The following is a 17861-nucleotide window of genomic DNA, read 5'->3' on the forward strand; positions in this document are numbered from 1 at the left end:
AGCCTTGACGTCCAGGGGCACGAGCTTGCCAGCTTCGTCGCGGGCGCCGGAACCGACGGCGATGATCTCGCCTTCCTGCGGCTTTTCCTTCGCGGTATCCGGGATGATGATCCCGCCGGCGGTCTTGGATTCGGATTCGACCCGGCGAACGACCACGCGGTCATGAAGCGGGCGGAACTTCGACTTTGCCATTTTTTCTTCCTCGATGAGAACGGTGAGAAACAGTTCCTCCGTCCGGCGGCGCCGGACACATAGTTAGCACTCGCTAAGGGCGAGTGCTAACGTGGCGCTGAAATAGGCTGGCGGCTTGCGAGAGTCAAGGCGCACGGAGCGCCTGTTGGCACCATGATGCCGAACTTATCGGAGCTTGGCTGAGCCGAGCACTAGAAGCGGGCAACGCTCCGCCAGCGGATAGCTGCCACTTGGCGTGACACGCACCTGCTCAAACCAGTCGCTCGCCTCATCCACCAGCATGGCCAGCGTCGCGAAACTGTACTTCGTTTCGGAACCTGCATAGACGTCGATCGTGTTGATGGACGCCATGCTCCATCCTGTCTTTGCCGCAAGAACTTCGCGGTCCGGGAACAGGCCCTCGAAGGTGTAGCGGATTGCCTGCACATTGACGGTATTGTCGCAGTCGTCGGTCGTGCACGCCATCGCGATGCGCCATTTGAGCGCGTGGAAATTCTCGACCCCGCCGGCCAGGACCAGAGCTTCGATGCCACGCAGATCATCCGTCTTTTCGGGCCGCGCAAAAACGCGGATCGCCGCACGCCTGCCAGGCTTCAGCACCCTTGCGATTTCGCCGAACAGCGCATGGCGGGCGGCCTTGGAATCGACCGCGGACAGGCAGCCGTCGCCGATGATAGCATCGAAACTTGCCCGCTCCACGGGCAGATCAAGCCAGTTTCCGGCCAGCGCCCTTCGCGAAGCGTTGTCGCCGGCCCAGACGCCGGAAATCATGGTTGCCGACTGATCGACCGCCAACATCGATCTCCCCAGGATTGCCAGTTCGGGGGTCACGCCGAGCAGAAGGACATTGGCATTTCCGAGATCAAGTTCGCGATCGAATATGCCAACGGTTTCCGCGGTTGGCCGCAGCGGAGCATCCAGGAGCTTCCAGTGCCGATGATAATTATCCCAATGATTTGTCATTCAAACCCGTTGGAGCCCAGGAAAGTCTGGCATCGACCGATTAGAGCCGCTTAATAGAAGCGGGCATGCAAGCCAAGGGGGATAGCTGTGTCGCGCGTCGTTGTCATAACGCATGAACATGACCGGTTCCTGGGCAAGCGCAATCTTATGTTGCGCCGGGGCAGCCGCTATTTGCTTTTCGATGTTCTGGAGGAATTGAAAAGGCGCGGCCATTCGGTCCGGATTCAACAAGGCCTGTCAAAGACATACGAGGGCGATATCGCGGTTCTGCATGTCGACGCGACGACAACACCTGCGGACCATGTCGACTATGCCAGGCGTTTTCCATTCTGCCTCAATGTCGGGGCAACAGACATATCCAAACGGCGGATCAGCGGAGCGCTGATATCAGAACGCGACGCCTGGCAAGGTCCGGTCATCGTCAAGACCAATCTCAACAATCAGGGCTTTCCGGAGACGCGCCTCAATCGGCGATCAAAGCGTGCGGGCAAGCCGCCGCCTTTTCCGCATCTGCCAGGCCTTCAGCCCTATGAGGTCCATGGATCTCTTGGCGAGCTTCCAGCCGGCATCTTCGAGCGCGATGATCTGGTCGTGGAAAAGTTCATTCCGGAAAGAGAACCCGACGGTTTTGCACTGCGTTTCTGGGTGTTTTGCGGAGAGCGCGAGCGCTGCACCCGCTATGTCTCGCCAAACAGCCTTGTCAAGGCATCGGAAACGATCCGGCGTGAGCCCGTCCCGGTTCCCAACGAATTGCGCGAGCGGCGGCGTGAACTCGGCTTCGACTACGGGAAATTCGATTTCGTCATGCATGAGGGCAGGGCCGTCCTCCTCGACGCCAACAAGACTCCCGGCCGTCCCCAAAATCTCGTGAAGATGTTCGCGGCCGGCGCTGCCGATCTTGCCGACGGCTTCGAAGGGCTCATCCATCGGGCGAGATAGGCCTCGCCGAGATCGCGTCGCGCCGCTTTAAAGAAACAGCCGCAGCTGGGTGTGGATGATCGACCTGTAATCCTCAATGGTCCGGCGGCTTTCCGCTTCGCCCTGCGCCAGCGCCAGGCGCACCACGCCGCCGGCGAGCTGGAAGATCAGCAGAACCATGCGTTCGAACTGCTCGTGTTTCTCCGGTTCGAGCAGGGCGATGACATGATCGCAGAACATCTTGGCTTGATGCCGCGTTTCGGCGATGTCGAGATTCTTGAGCGCCTTGTCGGCTTGGATGGCGTTCTGCAGGTCCTGGATGGCCGGATCGCCGGCGACGCGGCTGAGGTAGTCGTCAAGCAACCGATCGGCCGCGGCGATGATATCAGTCGCTTCGCGGACGTCGGCGATGATGTCAGTCAATCGCGCGCGGCTGACTTCTGAGAACCGCTCATAGAGCATCGCCAGGATAGCCGACTTGTTGGGGAAGTAGTGATAGACGGTGGCGATCGGCCCGCCCGCCAGCGCGCCGACCTCCTTCATGGTGACGGCGTCGATGCCCTTCTCGCCGATCAGCCGCATGGTTGTCGACAGGATCGCGTCGATGCGCTCGCGGCTGCGCTCCTGCTTGGGCTTGCGCCTCGGTTCGGTCGCCGTTCGCTTTGCTTCCGCCATGCACCGATCTTTCGCGCGCGTTCCCAAATTCTGGTTGACAAGAAATATGATCAAGTATCAGCTTCTGAAATGCTGACAGGTTGTCAGCTTTTTTGCGATCCGGCAAGGGACGTTGGGAGGCGGCTTTGGCATCTGGTGACGCGCATACCGGAAGCGGCGATTGGCTGGTCGGCAATCCGACCGGCGGACAGCTTGCCTCGGCCTTGTGGATCGGGTCGGTCGGCCTGCTCATTCTCGGTCTGCAGCCCGTCTTGCTCGGCGCGCTCTACACCGAGGGCCATGTCAGCGGCGATGAACTGGCGCTGGTCGCCACCGCCGAGATGATCGCCATCGCGATCGGCTCTGCGATCGTGGCGATGCTGCTCTCGGCCCACAGGATGCGCTGGAAAAGTGCGGCCCTGCTGCTCCTGCTGGCACTGGCGAACGTTTGGACGGCTTACGCTGCCTCCGCCAACATGCTGATGGCGGCGCGTGCTTTGGCCGGTCTTGCCGAAGGTGGCCTTGTCGCGGTCGCCACCGAACTGATTGCCCGTTCGCGCCGTGCCGAACGCATCGGCGGCTATTTCGTCACCATGCAGACGCTGGCGCAATGCGCGCTTGCCCTGCTGCTGGCACTCTACGTCATCCCCGCCACCGGATCGGATGGCGGCTTCCTCGTTCTCGCCGTCGTCTGCGTGGCGTCGCTGGCGGTCGCCTTCACCGTCCCGGCTGACTATGCCGACCTGCCGAAGGAGGAGAACCTCGCCAATGTGCTGACGGTTCCTTCGTTGACAGCGCTGTCGTGCGTCTTTTGCTACTTCATGTTCTTCGGTTCGGTCTGGGCCTTTCTGGAGCCGCTTGGCGCCCAGTTCGGCATCGATGGCCGCACGGTCGGGCTGATTGTTTCGGCCAGCCTCGCGGTGCAGGTCCTTGGCGCGATGACGGCGACCGTGTTCGAGGCGCGCATCGATTATCGCCTTGCCATCGCGGCCATTGGCACTGTCGCGCTTGTCGCTTCGCTCGTGCTGGCCAGCGGACCTGGCCTCACGATCTTCTGGGTCGCCGCCCTGGTCATGGGTTTTATCCTCCTGTTCATCGTGCCCTACCAGATCCGGCTGGCGATCACCGCTGACGAGACGCGCACCGCCGTGCTGCTGGTGCCGGCCGCCCAGCTCTTTGGCCTGGCGATCGGGCCGGTGGCGGCGTCCCTGCTCATCGACGGCAAGGATTTTCGCCCGGTTCCGGAATTCGCCGCCGCCAGCGCTGTCGCCAGCGTGGCGCTGCTCGGACTGTTTGTCATCGTGGTGCGGCGTCGCCGGGTTGTTGCGTGAGCGCCATGCCGAACAACTGGAGCAACTGGTCCGGTTTTGTAACCGCCGAGCCGCGGCTGATTGCCAGCCCCGCTGATGCCGGTGAACTCGGTGATCTCATTCGCACCGCGCCCGGCCCGGTGCGCGTCGTCGGCGCCGGCCATTCCTTCACGCCGCTGGTGAAATCGCAGGGCACGATCCTCTCGCTGGAGAAGCTCGAAGGCCTGGTCTCGCATGACGCGCAAAAGGTTCAGGCACGAGTGCGGGCAGGCACGCGGCTTGGATCGCTGATGCACATCCTGCAAGGCATCGGCCAGGGCTTGCCCAATATGGGCGACATCGACTGCCAGGCGATAGGCGGCGCGCTGGGAACCGCCACCCATGGCTCGGGGCCGACGCTCGGCGCCTATCACACGCAGCTGGAAACGGTGCAGATCGTCGACGGGCTTGGCAAGGTTCGCGAATTCAAGCGGGAAGGGGATCAGGAGACGATCCACGCCATCGGCGTCGCGCTCGGTGCTTTCGGTGTCTTGAGCGAAGTGACACTGAACAACATCCCGTCCTACCGGCTGCGCCGCCGCAAATGGGTGCTGCCGATCGCCGACATGTTGTGCGATTTCGAGAAGATGATGACCGCGCACCGGTCGGCCGAATTCTACTACATTCCGTTCTCAGGCTATGCGCAGTTCATCGCCAGTGACTTCAGCACCGAGGCGACCACTGCGCGCCCGACCGAGGATGACGAGGGCTCGTTGAGGACGTTGCGCCGGCTGCGCACCGGACTTGCCTGGCTGCCGTCGCTGCGCCGCCGGCTGATCCGTGACGCCGTCGCCAAGGTTTCGGCCGAGGATTATGTGCAGGACTGGCTCAACGTCTATGCCAGCGACCGGCAGACCAAATTCAACGAGATGGAATATCACCTTCCTTTTGAGGAGGGGCCGAAGGCGCTGGCCGAAATCATCGACCTCACCGAAAAGCGCTTTCCCTCGGTATACTTCCCGATGGAGGTGCGCAGCGTCGCGCCCGATCGGTTCTGGCTCTCGCCATTCTACGACAGGCCGACCTGTTCGATCGCCATCCACCATGACGCGGCGAGCGATCCATTGCCATTCATGCAGGCGGCCGAGCCGATCTTCCGCAGATATGGCGGCAGGCCGCATTGGGGCAAGATGCACAGCCTGAAGGCGGCGGACCTGAAAAAGCTCTATCCGCGCTGGGATGATGCGATGGCGGTGCGCCGCGACATCGATCCGCAAAACCGCTTCGTTTCGCCCTACATGGCCGGCCTGTTCGGCATCGAATAATGAGCGCTTATTTCGCCACGCTTTCGGAGGCACTGAAGCAGGCCGGCATCTTCCAGCCGTGCCTGCTGCTCGACCTTGATCGGCTGGACCGTAACATCGCCCTGGTGAAGGAGAGGCTTGACCCCAGCCTTGCCGTGCGGCTGGTCGACAAGTCGCTCGCTTGCCTGCCGCTGCTTTCGCACATCGGCAACGCGCTTGGAACCGATCGCCTCATGACTTTCCATCCGCCGATCAGCGAGGCGGTGCTGCAAGCGTTTCCGGATGCGGATCTGCTGTACGGCAAACCGATGCCGGTCGGGGCGGCAAGGCCGGTGCTTTCCAGAGGCGACGCAGCCTGGTCGCGTGTCTGCTGGCTGATCGACACGCAGGAGCGACTGGCGGAATACGCCGCCCTCGCGGCCGAGCTCGGCATCGAGCTTCGCATCGCCTTCGAGATCGATGTCGGGCTGCATCGCGGCGGTTTCGCCGAACCGGAGGCCCTGTCGCGGGCGTTGAAGGTGCTGTCGGCTCACAAGGAGCTGCGCTGCGAAGGCGTCATGGCCTATGAGGCGCATGCGCCGCACATTCCTGGCCTGTTCGGCGGGCCGGCCAAGGCGTTGGCGCGGGCCTCGCACCGGGCCGCCGCTTTCGTTGCGTGCCTTGGAGCGGACCAGCGTCGCATCCTGAACATCGGCGGCAGCAAGACCGCGCTGCTTCATCGTGGCAGCGTCACCAACGAAGTGTCGATGGGCTCGGCCTTCGTGCTGCCCAGCGATTTCGATACGCTAGGCCTCAACGGCTTCCAGCCGGCAGCCTTCATCGCGACGCCGATCCTGAAAGTGGTCGAGCCGATGCTGCCCGGCCCGCCGGCTGTTTCCCGCCTGCTGCAGGCGCTCGGCTGGTTTCCCCGCAAGGGCTGCTACCTCTATGGCGGCAAATGGATGGCCGAACCGGTATTTCCCGAAGACATGAAAGCGAACGGCCTGCTCGGCCTGTCCTCCAACCAGCAATTCATGGGCCTGCCCGCCGACGCCGTTGCCCGGCCCGGCGATTACGCGTTCCTGCGCCCGACGCAGAGCGAGGCCGTGCTGCAGCAATTCGGGCCGATCGCGGTGTTTTCTGGTGGCAAGATTGTTGATCGCTGGCCGGTGTTGCCGATGATGTGATCAGCAGAATAGTTGACTAAGTCAAGTAAATGGTCGATCCTGCGAACACCAGGAGATGCCCATGACGATTCACCATCAGCCCAGCAACGATGCGCCCAACAAACAGCTGATCGATGCAGTACGGGCGTTCAACCGCTTCTACACCCGCCAGATCGGGCTGCTCGACGAAGGGCTGCTGAAAAGTGCCTTCTCACTGACCGAGGCGCGCGTGCTCTACGAACTGGCGCACCGTGACGGTCTGACCGCGACCGACCTTGGACGCGATCTCGGTCTCGATGCCGGCTATGTCAGCCGTTTGCTGAAGAAGTTCGAACGGCTTCACCTCATCTCGAGGTCGACGCTGGCCACGGACGCCAGGCAATCGTCGATTGCGCTGACGCCGGCGGGCAGGAATGCCTTCGCCCCGCTGAACAAGGATTCGCACGACCAGGTCGCGGCTTTGCTCGGTCGGCTGCCTGCATGGGAGCAGGACCGGCTGGTGAAATCCATGCGGACGGTGCAGCATCTGCTCGGCGACAGCGCCGAGCCCAAGATCCCTTATCTGTTGCGGCCGCTGCAGGTCGGCGACATCGGCTGGATCATCCGGCGGCAAGGGATGATCTACGCGCAGGACTATGGCTGGGACGAAACCTATGAAGCGCTGGTCGCCGAAATCCTCGCGGCGTTCGTAAAATCCTTCGACCCGAAATGGGAGCGCAGCTGGATCGCCGAGCGGGAAGGCGAGGTCGTCGGCTCGGTCTTTGTGGTGCGCAAATCCGATCAGGTGGCGAAGCTGCGCCTTCTCTATGTCGAACCTTCGGCGCGCGGCTTCGGCATCGGCAAACGGCTGGTCGAGGAGTGCATCGGCTTTGCCCGCGCCAAGGGCTACAAGACGCTGACCTTGTGGACCAACGACATCCTGACCGCCGCCCGGCACATCTATCAGGCCGCCGGTTTCAAACTCATCGAGGAAGAGCCCCACCATTCCTTCGGCAAGGATTTGGTCGGCCAGAACTGGGATCTTGACCTGTCGCTGATCAAGCCTTGATCGGTATCCAGATCTCCAGCCCGCCATTGCCGCTGCGCGGATCGAACTCCGGACCATAGCGCTCGAATTCGGGCGCGTCCGCTATCTCGTGCCCGGAGGCTGGCAGCCACTTGTTCCAGATCGTGTTGACGGTGCGGCGGATGGTCGAGATGTGTTCCCGATGCGAAAACACGGCATATTTCTGCGCCGGTATCCGCACGCGGCTGAGTTCCCTGGGGAGGTCGGAAAAGTCTGATACCTCGACGCCGGCGATGTAGTCGAAATTGCCGGCATCGTCGCCATTGACGCAGACGCCATAGGCGACGTCGCCGGTCTCGCCCGGGATATTGCCGATATATGGGCCGAAGCGCTGCCATTGCATTGGAATGGCGGCGCTGGTTTCGCAGCTGTAGCGTTCGCCCAAGCCAGCGATCAGGAATGGCCGGCTGGTCTCGAAGCGTGGCGGTTCGAGGTTTGTCAGAATGGACTGGTCCATCAGGATCGGCTCCACGAGGTCGAGGGTCTTGGTCGAGCCTTGCGCGCGCACCAGCTCCGGCGTGGTGCCGAACTGGTCGCGGAAAGCCCGGGTGAAAGCCTCATGCGAGTTGTAGCCGGCGTCGAGCGCGACCGAGAGGATGTCGGGCGCCCCGCCGGCCAGCCTACGCGCCGCCTCGGTCAGCCGGCGCGAGCGCATGTAACCCATGACGGAGCGGCCGGTGGCGGCACCGAAAGCCCGTGTCACATGAAAACGCGACACGCCGCTGCTCTGGGCGATGTCGTCGAGTGTAACAGCCTCCGGCAGATGGCTCTCGACGAACCACAATGCTTTCTCGGTTGGGTTCATGTGTTCCTCGCATTGGCCGAACCATCTTGCCGCCTCTTCACCCGGCCAGTTTGATCGAAATTGCGCCGGGCGCAAATTTGGTCGAAAAAGGCCGTCGAAGCGATTGCGCAAACGTTTCGATGGCATTACGGTAGCCGCAAATCCGCCAGAACCAATAAGAGCGGACTGGAAACGCATCATCAGGGAGGAGCGCTTGCCAGCACTCCAATTGAGTCGCCATGCCGACAATGGCTGAGGTCGCGCGCCGCGCCGGCGTGTCGGTTTCGACCGTTTCGCATGTCATCAACCGGACCCGCTTCGTCTCGCCGGAGAAGGCGCGGCTGATCAATGACGCGATTGCCGCGATGGGCTATCAACCCAACGAACTGGCGCGGTCGCTGAAAGTCGCCTCGACCAACAGCGTCGGCCTTGCGATCTCGGCGATTTCCAACCCCTATTTCACCGACATCATCTGCGCGGTGGAGGCCGAATGCGCGCGCCTCGGCCTCATGGTGTTCCTCTCCGACACGCAGGAGGATCCCGACCGCGAGCTGTCGGTGGTGCGCGCCTTCCACCAGCGGCGTGTCGATGGCGTTATCCTGGCGCCGTCGGGCGCGCCGCAGCGCGCCATTGACTATCTGGCCGAGAAGAAGCTGCCTTGCGTGCTTATCGACCGCTTCGCCGACCCGCGCTTTGACCAGATCGGTGTCGAGAACGAAACGGCGATGCGGGCGCTCATCGACCACGTCGCCTCCTTCGGTCACAAGCGCATCGGCTATCTCGCTGGCCAGCCGGGCCTGGCGACGACGCGCGAGCGCATCGAGGCTTTTCGCGCTTCGCTGGCCGCGAACGGACTCGAATGCCTGCCGCACTATGTCTCGTGCGAGAACGTCGACACCGCGAGCGCCACGGCATCGACCCACGCCATCCTGTCCCTGCCGTCGCCACCCACGGCATTGGTCACCGGCAACAATATGACGACCATCGGAGCGGTGCGGGCAATCCGCGAAAGGGGCCTCTCGATACCGGGGGATCTGTCGGTTGCCGGTTTCGACGATTTCGAATGGGCCGATTGCTTCGAGCCGCGACTGACACTCGTCGCGCAGCCCTGCACGGAGATCGGCCGGCAGGCAGCGGCCTTGCTCTGCGCCCGCATTGCGTCGAGCGGTCTCGAGCCGCAGGCAGTCCGGCTGCAGGCGACGCTGCAGGCCCGGCAATCCGTGGCGAGGCCGGCATGAGCGCGCCGCTGCTTTCCGTCACCGGTGCAGTCAAGCGCTTCGGCGGTGTCCAGGCGCTGCGCGGCGTCGACTTCGACCTCAAGGCCGGCGAGATCCACGCACTGCTCGGCGAGAACGGCGCCGGCAAGTCGACCCTCATGAATCTCTTATCGGGCGTCTACGCGCCAGACGAGGGCACCATCCTCATCGACGGCAAGCCGGTAGCCTTCAACAATCCGCGCGAGGCGCAAGGTGCCGGCATCGCAACCATCTTCCAGGAACTCGACCTGGTGCCGACGCTCGACGTCGCGGCCAATTTGTTCCTCGGCCGCGAACTGTTGCGACCGGGCGGCTTCCTCGACGTGCCGGCGATGCGCAGCGAGGCCCGCAAACGGTTGGAAGCCATCGAGCTTGCCATAGATCCGGCCAGCATGGTCGCCGATCTGTCGATCGGCCAGCGCCAGGTCGTGGCGATCGTCAAGGCGCTGTCCTACGCCTCGCGCGTGCTGATCATGGACGAGCCTACGGCGGCACTCACGGTCGGCGAGGTCGAAAGGCTGTTCGACATCATGCGCAAGCTCGCCGCCAGCGGCGTTGGCATCGTCTATATCTCGCATCGTCTCGAAGAGGTGCCGCAGATCGCCGACCGGGTGACGGTGATGCGCGACGGCCGGGTCGCCGGCGTCACCGAGCCGCACGCGCCGCAGGCGGAGCTGGTTCGGCTGCTGGTCGGGCGACCGCTGGACGAGCTTTATCCCGAACGCGCCCGGACGGCCGGCAAGACGCTGCTCAGCCTGCGCGACGCGAGCTTCAGGCTTGCCCATGAAAGTGCCGGATGGCAGCCGCCGACCGGCATCTCGCTCGACGTCAACGAGGGTGAGATCGTCGGGCTGGCCGGCATCATGGGGGCAGGGCGCACGGAACTGCTGAGCGCTCTCTATGGCGCCGGACTGTCCGGCCGTTGGGAAGGCGAGGTCGCCATATCAGGCCGGCCGGTGAGGCTGGATTCGATCAGAGCGGCCCGCGCGGCCGGTATCGCCTTCGTCACCGACGACCGCCGCGGCAGCGGCCTGATGCTCCGGATGGCGGTTGGCCTCAATCTCGTCATGTCGGTGATCCGCCGCATCTCGCCGGCAGGCCTGATGTCGCCGCGCCGGCAGGCGGATGCGGTGAGGCAATCCTTCGGCCAGTTCGACATCAGGCCGAAAAACCCCGACATCGCGGTCGGCGCGCTTTCGGGCGGCAACCAGCAGAAGGTGGTGCTGGCGAAAGAAATCCTCGGCAATCCCCGGCTCCTGCTGCTCGACGAGCCGACGCGCGGCGTCGATGTCGGCGCAAAGGGCGAGATCTATGCGCGGCTGCGGGCGCTCGCCGCGCAAGGGCTCGGCATCCTGGTCGCCTCCAGCGAGATGCCCGAGCTGATCGGCCTGTGCGATCGCATCGTGGTGCTGCGCCAGGGGCGCAATGTGGCGGAATTCATCGGCGGCGTCGACGAGCACACGGTGCTTGCCGCGGCAAATGGCAGGGAGGCCTGATGACGCAGGACAAGATTTCGGTCGCGGGGGCGCCGGTGGTGCCGGCGGCCGCACCAAAGCATCGCGACCCGCTGGCCCTCATCGTGCGCTTCCAGAGCTTGATCGGCCTGGTGCTGGTGGCGATCGGCGGCATCATCTTCTCGCCGCGCCGGCATGGCGAGATCCTGTTCCTCAACCCCGACAATATCGCCAACATCGTGCGCGCCGTGTCGGAGACCGGCATCATCGCCATCGGCATGACCTTCGTTATCATCACCGCCGGCATCGACCTCTCGGTCGGCGCCGTGCTTGGCCTGTCCAGCGTGGTGACCGCATCGATGATGATTTCGGGCGGCTTTGGCCTCATCCCGACCATTCTTGCCGTGCTGGTCATGGGCATCGTTTTCGGCACGATCCAGGGCACCATCTCCAGCCGCTTCCGGCTCGAGCCGTTCATCGTCACGCTGGCTGGCCTGCAGGCCGCGCGAGGTCTCGCTCTCGTCGTCTCCGGCAATCAGTACATCAACATTTCCTATGGCGACGGGCCTGGCCTGGCGCCCCCGGTGTTCGCGGTGCTTGGCGAACGCCTGTTCAGCAACACCGTTCCGGTGGCCACCATCGTGTTCATCGCCTTCGCCGCGATCGCCACAGTGGTGCTCAACACCACACGTTTCGGCCGCTACGTCTTCGCCGTCGGCGGCAATGAGCGCGCGGCGCGCATTTCCGGCGTGCCGGTCTCGATGGTGAAGATCTCGGTCTATGCTATCACCGGCTTTGCCTCGGCACTTGCCGGTATCGTGCATGCCGGCCAGTTCAATTTCGGCAGCGCCAATGACGGCATGGGCTACGAGCTCACCGCGATCGCCGCCGTGGTCATCGGCGGCACCAGCCTGTTCGGCGGCGCCGGCTCGATGGTCGGCACCGTTGCCGGCACCATCATGCTCGGCGCGCTCGCCAACATCCTTCAGCTCAACAATATCACCCCCGCCATGCAGTTGCTCGCGACCGCCGCGATCATCGTGCTGGCGGCAGTGCTTCAATCCCTCGTTCGCCGCCGCGAGGGTTTGGGCCGTTAGGAGGAAGACGGCGGTAAGTGGACGTCAACCAAGGTCCGGCCCCCCGGCCGACAAGGAGGAGAGCGAATATGGAAACCACAAGAAAAAGGCGTGCCCTCAAGGCCGCGCTTCTGGCAGGCGCTGGCCTGTGCATTGCGGGAACCGCCCAGGCTGCCGACCCGATGGTCAAGGCCTGCGCCAAGGACGGCCAGTTCATCATCGGGTTTTCGCAGGCGAACAATGCCGAACCCTATCGGCAGCACGTCAATGACGAGCTGACCGCTGCGGCCAAGGAAGTGCCGGGCTTCACGCTGCAGATCGCCGACGGGGCCGGCAACGTCAACACGCAGACCTCGCAGGTCGACAACTTCATCACCCAGAAGGTCGACCTCCTGCTGATCTCGCCCTTCGAGGCGGCACCGCTGACGCCGGCGGTCAAGCGCGCCATGGATGCCGGCATTCCGGTCATCGAACTCGACCGCAAGACGGTTGGCGATCCCGGCAAGGACTACACCGCCTTCATCGGCGGCGACAATTACAAGATCGCCATGGAAGCGGGCAAATACACCGCCAAGACCCTGCTGCCGGACGGCGGCGAGGCGGCAGTGCTGGAAGGATTGCCGAGCTCCACGCCGGCCGTCGAACGGCTGAACGGCTTCAAGGATGGCGTGAAGGCGAATGCCAAGATCCAGGTCGTGGCCGAACAGGCCGCCGACTGGGTGCCGGATAAAGCCCAGACCGCCTTCGCCGCCATGCTGCAGGCGCACCCCGACATCAAGGTGCTCTATGCCTCCAACGACATGATGGCGGCCGGCGCGCTGCTTGCCGCCAAGGGCGCCGGCAAGGACGTCAAGATCATCGGCACCGACGGCCTGCCGGGCCCGGCGGGTGGCATCGAAGCCGTCGCCAAGGGTGACTGGGCGGCGACCTTCACCTACCCGACCGGCGCCAAGGAAGCGATCGACATGTCGAAGAAAATCCTGCTCGACTGCGCGACCTCGGTGGAGCCGACGGTGACGGTGGAAACGACCGCGATCACGGCCGAGAATGCCAAGGCGTTGGCGGGGAAGTGAGGGCGATTAGAGCCCGGTGCTGAGGTTGATGCGCAAGGCCCCGGAAGGGGCCTTGTTTTTTGGAGACTGCAAAGACAAGCGTCGGATCCGAGCCGCAACGAACTTCTATGGCTATCTCATCGGTATCGGCGGAGCCGCGAATCTGTGTTAAGCCGCCGCTCAATCAACCAAAGGACGACATCTGTGAACGAACCGACCGTGGCCCAGGCGACCGAAAATATCTATGCCTCGCTCCGGGCGGACAATGCCGACATCGACGCGCATATCGCGACGCTCAAGGCGGCGCTGGCACGAGAAGGGATAAAACAGGCGGTGTTCGATCCGGCCAAGTTGGCGCAGAACAACCGCCAGGGCCGCAAGCTGATGCAGGCCTATTTCCGGCAGCGCGGCGTGAGCGTGAGATTTTCGGACCAGTAGAGCCGCGCCCGGCGACTGGGTGCCGGACATGATGGCCGCCGGCGCCATGCTGCAGGCGCGCCCCGAGATCAAGGCGCTGTATGCCTCGACGACATGATGGCGGCGCGCGCGCTGCTTGCCGCCAAGGGCACAGGCGATGTCGTCGAGTTCAGTGGCCCGCAGTTGAGCGACCGTCGAACGCAATTCTTTGATAAGGCTTCGGCCCCTTCGTGTTTTAACGGTCGAGACCCCAAACGTCCGGATTTCGCGCGAAGTACTCGATCAGCATCTCGGTGAGGACCCGGACTTTCCGTGTGGGGTGCTGACCCGGCGGGCGGACGACATACGCGGCCCCCGAAGGCACCGGATAGCGTGTCATGATCGGGACCAGCGCGCCGGAGGCCACATATGCATGTGTGATGCAATCAGGGAGCCAGGCGATGCCGAGACCTGCCGCCGCCGCGGCGGCAAGCGCCGTGGCGCTGTCGGCCTTGAACCTGCCCTGCGGCTGGACCGTGACGATCTTGTCGCCATCCATGAACTGCCAGGCTTCCGTTCCCTGCATGAGGGCCTGATGGGTGACGAGTTCGTCCAGGGTTTCGGGTGATCCGTGCGCTTCGATATAATCCGGGCTGGCGACAAGCTTTCCATGGATCGGCCCGACGCGCTTCGCGATCAGGTTGGAGTCCTGAAGGTAGGCGCCCCGGATCGCGCAATCGAAACCCTCTGCGATGAGATCGACGAAGCGATCGCTGTAGGAGGTATGAATGTGAAGCTGCGGGTGCTGGCGCGCCATTTCCGCGAGCACCGGGGCGAAATGGGTTGGGCCGAAAGTAAGCGGCATGGCAACCCTCAGGCGGCCGCGAAGGTCGCCGGTCGGGAGGATCGTTTCCCTAGCCGTATCGATCTCGGCGCTGGCTCGGGCCGCATGGTCTCTGAACGTGATCCCCGCTTCCGTGAGCGCGGCGCCGCGGGTCGTTCGTGCAAGAAGCTGGACGCCAAGCTCTGCTTCAACCCGAAAGAGCCGTCGACTGACGATTGACTTGGAGACGCCAAGCCGGCGCGCGGCGGCCGATACGCCCCCTGCATCGGCCACTGCGACGAATGTCTGCAGATCTTCGATGTCCAATTCGGCGTTCCTCGTTTCGCGACACAGCTTGCCTGACTATGGCACTACCGCACCACCAAGAGGAACAGCAAATTGCGTCCAGACAACGTCGCCCGCCGGCGCATGTCTCCCGTGAACCCATCGCCGTCCATGGCGGCAGAGAAAGGAAGTCTTGATGACCCCTCGTAACGGCCTCGATTCGCTTCTTCGTCCCGAAGATTCGGTCCTCGTTCTGATCGATCACCAACCTTATCAACTCGCGAACCTGAACAGCCACGATCCGCATATGGTGGTCAACAACACGACCGCGCTGGCGAAGCTAGCAAAAGCCTTCAATGTTCCGACCATTCTCACCAGCGTGATCGCGGCGCGCGGTGGACTTCTCTTTAAGCAGATCACCGACGTATTTCCGGACCAGGAAGTCATCGATCGCACCTGGGTGAACACCTGGCAGGACGAGAATGTGGTGAACGTCGTCAAGGCGACCGGACGCAAGCAGCTGATAATCGCCGGCCTGTGGACCGAGGTCTGCGTCGCAATGCCTGTCATCCAGGCCGCCGGCGAAGGCTGGGACGTGACCGTGATCACCGACGCGTCGGGCGGGATTTCGAAGGAGTCTCACGAAGTTGCCATCCAGCGAATGATCGCGGCCGGCGCGAACGTGATGACCGTGATGGCGCTCGCTGGCGAATGGCAACGCGATTGGGCGCGCACCGAGCATGTCGAGGAGCTGACCGAGATTCTCATCCAGCACTTCGGCGGCAGCGGCATCGCGTATCTTTGGGAGCAGCAGCTCCTCAACACGCCGGTGCCGAGCAAAGGCTGACCCGGGCCGGGATGGCGAGCATTCCGGTGAGGGTCGGGATCGATCCGTTCGCCGGCCCTCGCCATCCTCGCCTCACGGGGAGGCGTTCTACCGAAACAAATCCGCTCATGTGCGGCCACTGCGTGTGATCCCACCCGCCGCCTTTTGAACAACTCGCGGAGACTCCTCGATGCCTCCCACCTTCACCCTCGGCCTGCCGCTCAACCGCCGCGACGTCCTGATCTCGGCCTCGGCGCTCAGCGCAAGTTTCGCCCTTTCACTGGGTACCGCGCGTGCCGCGGGGCCTGGCACCCACGACACTCCAGAAGGAGAACACACCATGGGCTTTGTCACGACCGACGACGACGTACGGATTTTCTATAAGGACTGGGGTCCCAAGGACGCCCAGCCCATCGTTTTTCACCATGGCTGGCCGCTCAGCTCCGACGACTGGGACGCGCAGATGCTTTTCTTCCTGTCGAAGGGCTATCGTGTCGTCGCGCATGACCGGCGCGGCCACGGACGCTCGGAGCAGGTCGCCGACGGCCACGACATCGATCACTACGCGGCCGACGCGTTTGCCGTCGCCAAGGCGCTGGACCTGAAGAACGCGGTTCACATCGGCCATTCCACCGGTGGTGGCGAAGTGGCACGGTACGTGGCGCGACATGGCGAACCTGCCGGCCGGGTGGCCAAGGCCGTCCTAGTCGCTGCCATTCCGCCGCTGATGCTGAAGACCGACGACAACCCCGAAGGCACGCCGATGGAGGTCTTCGACGGCTTTCGAACGGCACTGGCCGGCAACCGTGCACAGTTCTTCCGCAACGTCCCGTCAGGCCCGTTCTACGGCTTCAACCGCGAGGGCGCGGCGGTCCATGAAGGCGTGATCCAGAACTGGTGGCGGCAGGGCATGATGGGTAGCGCCAAGGCGCACTACGACGGCATCAAGGCCTTCTCGGAAACGGACCAGACCGATGACCTCAAGGCGATCACCGTGCCGATACTGGTGCTGCACGGTGAGGACGACCAGGTCGTTCCGATCGCCGCCTCGGCTTTGAAGGCGGTCAAGCTGCTGCCGAACGGTTCGTTGAAGACCTATCCCGATTTCTCGCACGGGATGCTGACAGTGAACGCTGATGTGCTGAACGCCGACCTTCTGGAGTTTGTCACGACCTGAAGTGGCTGCGAGGCGCGGCTCTCAGCACTGTCCCCCAGTACGAGCCGACGCTTGAGAAGGTGCGTGTGCGTAGGTGCAGTACAAGAACTCCATCTCGCAGCTCCGCCATGTTAGGATCCGGTCCCCGGGGTCACACGCCAATGCTAGCCAACTACGAGATCGACCAGGTTGGTGTGATCCACCAGATCGACGCCACACCGATCAAGTACGATAAGCAATACATGTCCTATTACGAGGATCTGAGCGACCGCACCATCAAGCTCGGATATCAGCGGCTTGGCTGGGTGTTGGGGATATCAGGTGAGATACCTCGGTCCGTGCTGGAGATTGGCTATGGCACCGGTACATTCGTCGAGGCCGCGAAGATTACCGGGGTTGCGGACTGCGCCGGCTGCGACATCACCAGGTTTCCGCTGCCCAAGGGCGTGCGCTTTGTCGATTGGGATGAGGCGCTCGCCGGCGCGTGGGATCTCGTCGCCATGTTCGACGTGCTCGAGCACATCCCTGACCTGGGTTTCCTCGCCCGCCTCCAGGCCCGCCACCTGGCCATCGCCGTTCCTTATTGCCGCTGGCGCGAGCTCGGGGCGGATGGCGACGCGTGGTTCCGGACGTGGCGCATGCGTCTGCCCAACGAGCACCTGCACCATTTCGACCGGAACTCGCTGGTGGCGCTGCTGGCACACCACGGCTTTGAACGCGTGACGCTGAACGGCTTCGAGGACGGGATCAGGCTGCGGCCGGGCGAAACGGGTCCGAATATTCTGTCTGGGTTTTTTAGAAAGCTATAGAGACCGGTTTCCTCCGCGGCTGCGGTGAGTGTCATGCCTTCTGCCTGGTGAGCCGGTCCAGCCCATCCACAATCTCGCGCGACAACAGGGGTTGACATTATCGAGAAACATCGCTTCAAACGTAATGTTATTACATATTGAGCAGAGGGCGTGGTATCGCAAAAACTCATTGCGATGCGTTCGATGGAAATCTACGGTGAGCCGGTGATGGTCCCCGCGCCGAAAGGCAAGGGGTGAAAAGGGAACACGGTGAGATCCCCGAGGGGTCGAGGCCGTGGCTGCCCCCGCAACTGTAAGCGGTGAGCAAGATCCGAAATGCCACTGGCCGGCAAGGCTGGGAAGGCAGGATTGCGCTAGGACCCGTGAGCCAGGAGACCTGCCATCAGCATGAGTTGACCGGACGGGGTGTGCCG

At 63.4% G+C, this 17861-nt stretch carries 18 protein-coding genes and 1 riboswitch; of the genes, 13 read left to right on the top strand and 5 right to left on the bottom strand.

Translation table 11 applies throughout. The annotated features are described in order from the left end of the window. Nucleotides 1-192: co-chaperone GroES (locus tag JT360_RS16530; protein ID WP_111545899.1), on the bottom strand; the 192-nt coding region annotated here is incomplete at its 3' end. Nucleotides 193-357: 165 nt separating this feature from the next. Next, entirely contained in the window at nt 358-1155 is a 798-nt protein-coding gene (locus JT360_RS16535) for a class I SAM-dependent methyltransferase (RefSeq protein WP_214472726.1), read from the bottom strand. An 87-nt stretch (nt 1156-1242) separates the two neighbouring features. Between JT360_RS16535 and JT360_RS16540 the strand changes: the two genes are divergently transcribed. After that, nucleotides 1243-2094, top strand: coding sequence for an ATP-grasp domain-containing protein (locus JT360_RS16540; RefSeq protein ID WP_214472727.1), 852 nt, complete (start codon nt 1243-1245; stop codon nt 2092-2094). Nucleotides 2095-2121: 27 nt separating this feature from the next. On the opposite strand, the gene JT360_RS16545 is transcribed toward JT360_RS16540, so the two are convergent. Continuing rightward, nucleotides 2122-2748 carry a TetR/AcrR family transcriptional regulator gene (locus JT360_RS16545; RefSeq protein ID WP_214472728.1) on the bottom strand — a complete coding sequence of 209 codons (627 nt, stop codon included), beginning with the start codon at nt 2746-2748 and terminating at the stop codon, nt 2122-2124. 125 nt (nt 2749-2873) lie between these two features. On the opposite strand from JT360_RS16545, the gene JT360_RS16550 reads away from it, so the two are divergent. The 4 genes from JT360_RS16550 to JT360_RS16565 all read left to right on the top strand — a co-directional run bounded on the left by JT360_RS16550 (nt 2874) and on the right by JT360_RS16565 (nt 7513). Next, complete coding sequence (locus tag JT360_RS16550) at nt 2874-4058, top strand: MFS transporter (protein ID WP_214472729.1); 1185 nt, start codon at nt 2874-2876, stop codon at nt 4056-4058. Nucleotides 4059-4063: 5 nt separating this feature from the next. Then, nucleotides 4064-5341: a D-arabinono-1,4-lactone oxidase gene (locus tag JT360_RS16555; RefSeq protein ID WP_214472823.1), complete on the top strand. Its 1278-nt coding sequence runs from the start codon at nt 4064-4066 to the stop codon at nt 5339-5341. Continuing rightward, the gene (locus JT360_RS16560) at nt 5341-6486 is read left to right on the top strand and encodes an alanine racemase (RefSeq protein ID WP_214472730.1); all 1146 of its coding nucleotides are present in this window, start codon (nt 5341-5343) and stop codon (nt 6484-6486) included. Before JT360_RS16555 ends, JT360_RS16560 begins: the two co-directional genes overlap by 1 nt. 61 nt (nt 6487-6547) lie before the next feature. Beyond that, a complete protein-coding gene (locus tag JT360_RS16565; protein ID WP_214472731.1) occupies nt 6548-7513 on the top strand; it encodes a bifunctional helix-turn-helix transcriptional regulator/GNAT family N-acetyltransferase in 966 nt (321 codons plus the stop codon). Here the strand turns inward: JT360_RS16565 and JT360_RS16570 are convergent. Beyond that, the gene (locus tag JT360_RS16570; protein WP_214472732.1) at nt 7503-8336 is read right to left on the bottom strand and encodes an AraC family transcriptional regulator; all 834 of its coding nucleotides are present in this window, start codon (nt 8334-8336) and stop codon (nt 7503-7505) included. The two genes, JT360_RS16565 and JT360_RS16570, sit on opposite strands and share 11 nt — an antisense overlap. Nucleotides 8337-8554: 218 nt before the next feature. On the opposite strand from JT360_RS16570, the gene JT360_RS16575 reads away from it, so the two are divergent. From JT360_RS16575 to JT360_RS16595, 5 genes are all read left to right on the top strand, one after another. After that, nucleotides 8555-9553, top strand: coding sequence for a LacI family DNA-binding transcriptional regulator (locus tag JT360_RS16575; protein ID WP_214472733.1), 999 nt, complete (start codon nt 8555-8557; stop codon nt 9551-9553). Then, nucleotides 9550-11067 (top strand): sugar ABC transporter ATP-binding protein, encoded by a 1518-nt coding sequence (locus JT360_RS16580; protein ID WP_214472734.1) that lies wholly within the window; start codon nt 9550-9552, stop codon nt 11065-11067. The genes JT360_RS16575 and JT360_RS16580 overlap by 4 nt, the downstream gene beginning before the upstream one ends. Further along, a complete protein-coding gene (locus tag JT360_RS16585) occupies nt 11067-12122 on the top strand; it encodes an ABC transporter permease (RefSeq protein WP_214472735.1) in 1056 nt (351 codons plus the stop codon). The genes JT360_RS16580 and JT360_RS16585 overlap by 1 nt, the downstream gene beginning before the upstream one ends. A gap of 68 nt (nt 12123-12190) precedes the next feature. After that, nucleotides 12191-13174 carry a substrate-binding domain-containing protein gene (locus JT360_RS16590; protein ID WP_214472736.1) on the top strand — a complete coding sequence of 328 codons (984 nt, stop codon included), beginning with the start codon at nt 12191-12193 and terminating at the stop codon, nt 13172-13174. A gap of 183 nt (nt 13175-13357) precedes the next feature. Next, on the top strand, nt 13358-13591 hold the full coding sequence (locus tag JT360_RS16595) for a hypothetical protein (RefSeq protein ID WP_214472737.1): 234 nt from the start codon (nt 13358-13360) through the stop codon (nt 13589-13591). Nucleotides 13592-13805: 214 nt separating this feature from the next. Here JT360_RS16595 and JT360_RS16600 read toward each other — a convergent pair whose 3' ends face one another. Then, nucleotides 13806-14699 (bottom strand): LysR family transcriptional regulator, encoded by an 894-nt coding sequence (locus JT360_RS16600; RefSeq protein WP_214472738.1) that lies wholly within the window; start codon nt 14697-14699, stop codon nt 13806-13808. A gap of 154 nt (nt 14700-14853) precedes the next feature. Here JT360_RS16600 and JT360_RS16605 point away from each other — a divergent pair, with 154 nt between their 5' ends. The 3 genes from JT360_RS16605 to JT360_RS16615 all read left to right on the top strand — a co-directional run bounded on the left by JT360_RS16605 (nt 14854) and on the right by JT360_RS16615 (nt 17448). Beyond that, the gene (locus JT360_RS16605; RefSeq protein WP_095484149.1) at nt 14854-15504 is read left to right on the top strand and encodes a hydrolase; all 651 of its coding nucleotides are present in this window, start codon (nt 14854-14856) and stop codon (nt 15502-15504) included. 319 nt (nt 15505-15823) lie between these two features. Next, complete coding sequence (locus JT360_RS16610) at nt 15824-16660, top strand: alpha/beta fold hydrolase (protein WP_352127662.1); 837 nt, start codon at nt 15824-15826, stop codon at nt 16658-16660. 140 nt (nt 16661-16800) lie between these two features. After that, nucleotides 16801-17448 (top strand): class I SAM-dependent methyltransferase, encoded by a 648-nt coding sequence (locus JT360_RS16615; protein WP_214472740.1) that lies wholly within the window; start codon nt 16801-16803, stop codon nt 17446-17448. 191 nt (nt 17449-17639) lie between these two features. Beyond that, nucleotides 17640-17846: riboswitch (cobalamin riboswitch) on the top strand. Nucleotides 17847-17861: the final 15 nt, after the last annotated feature.

The organism is Mesorhizobium sp. dw_380, assembly GCF_018588885.1.
In the GTDB taxonomy this organism is placed as follows: Bacteria; Pseudomonadota; Alphaproteobacteria; order Rhizobiales; family Rhizobiaceae; genus Mesorhizobium.

Bases quoted from the DNA above. Each gene is read 5' to 3' on its own strand.
- JT360_RS16610 (WP_352127662.1), top strand. From the start codon at position 15,824: ATGGGCTTTGTCACGACCGACGACGACGTACGGATTTTCTATAAGGAC.
- JT360_RS16580 (WP_214472734.1), top strand. From the start codon at position 9,550: ATGAGCGCGCCGCTGCTTTCCGTCACCGGTGCAGTCAAGCGCTTCGGC.
- JT360_RS16565 (WP_214472731.1), top strand. From the start codon at position 6,548: ATGACGATTCACCATCAGCCCAGCAACGATGCGCCCAACAAACAGCTG.
- JT360_RS16545 (WP_214472728.1), bottom strand. From the start codon at position 2,748: ATGGCGGAAGCAAAGCGAACGGCGACCGAACCGAGGCGCAAGCCCAAG.
- JT360_RS16605 (WP_095484149.1), top strand. From the start codon at position 14,854: ATGACCCCTCGTAACGGCCTCGATTCGCTTCTTCGTCCCGAAGATTCG.
- JT360_RS16570 (WP_214472732.1), bottom strand. From the start codon at position 8,336: ATGAACCCAACCGAGAAAGCATTGTGGTTCGTCGAGAGCCATCTGCCG.
- JT360_RS16535 (WP_214472726.1), bottom strand. From the start codon at position 1,155: ATGACAAATCATTGGGATAATTATCATCGGCACTGGAAGCTCCTGGAT.
- JT360_RS16590 (WP_214472736.1), top strand. From the start codon at position 12,191: ATGGAAACCACAAGAAAAAGGCGTGCCCTCAAGGCCGCGCTTCTGGCA.
- JT360_RS16585 (WP_214472735.1), top strand. From the start codon at position 11,067: ATGACGCAGGACAAGATTTCGGTCGCGGGGGCGCCGGTGGTGCCGGCG.
- JT360_RS16615 (WP_214472740.1), top strand. From the start codon at position 16,801: ATGCTAGCCAACTACGAGATCGACCAGGTTGGTGTGATCCACCAGATC.
- JT360_RS16560 (WP_214472730.1), top strand. From the start codon at position 5,341: ATGAGCGCTTATTTCGCCACGCTTTCGGAGGCACTGAAGCAGGCCGGC.
- JT360_RS16555 (WP_214472823.1), top strand. From the start codon at position 4,064: ATGCCGAACAACTGGAGCAACTGGTCCGGTTTTGTAACCGCCGAGCCG.
- JT360_RS16575 (WP_214472733.1), top strand. From the start codon at position 8,555: ATGCCGACAATGGCTGAGGTCGCGCGCCGCGCCGGCGTGTCGGTTTCG.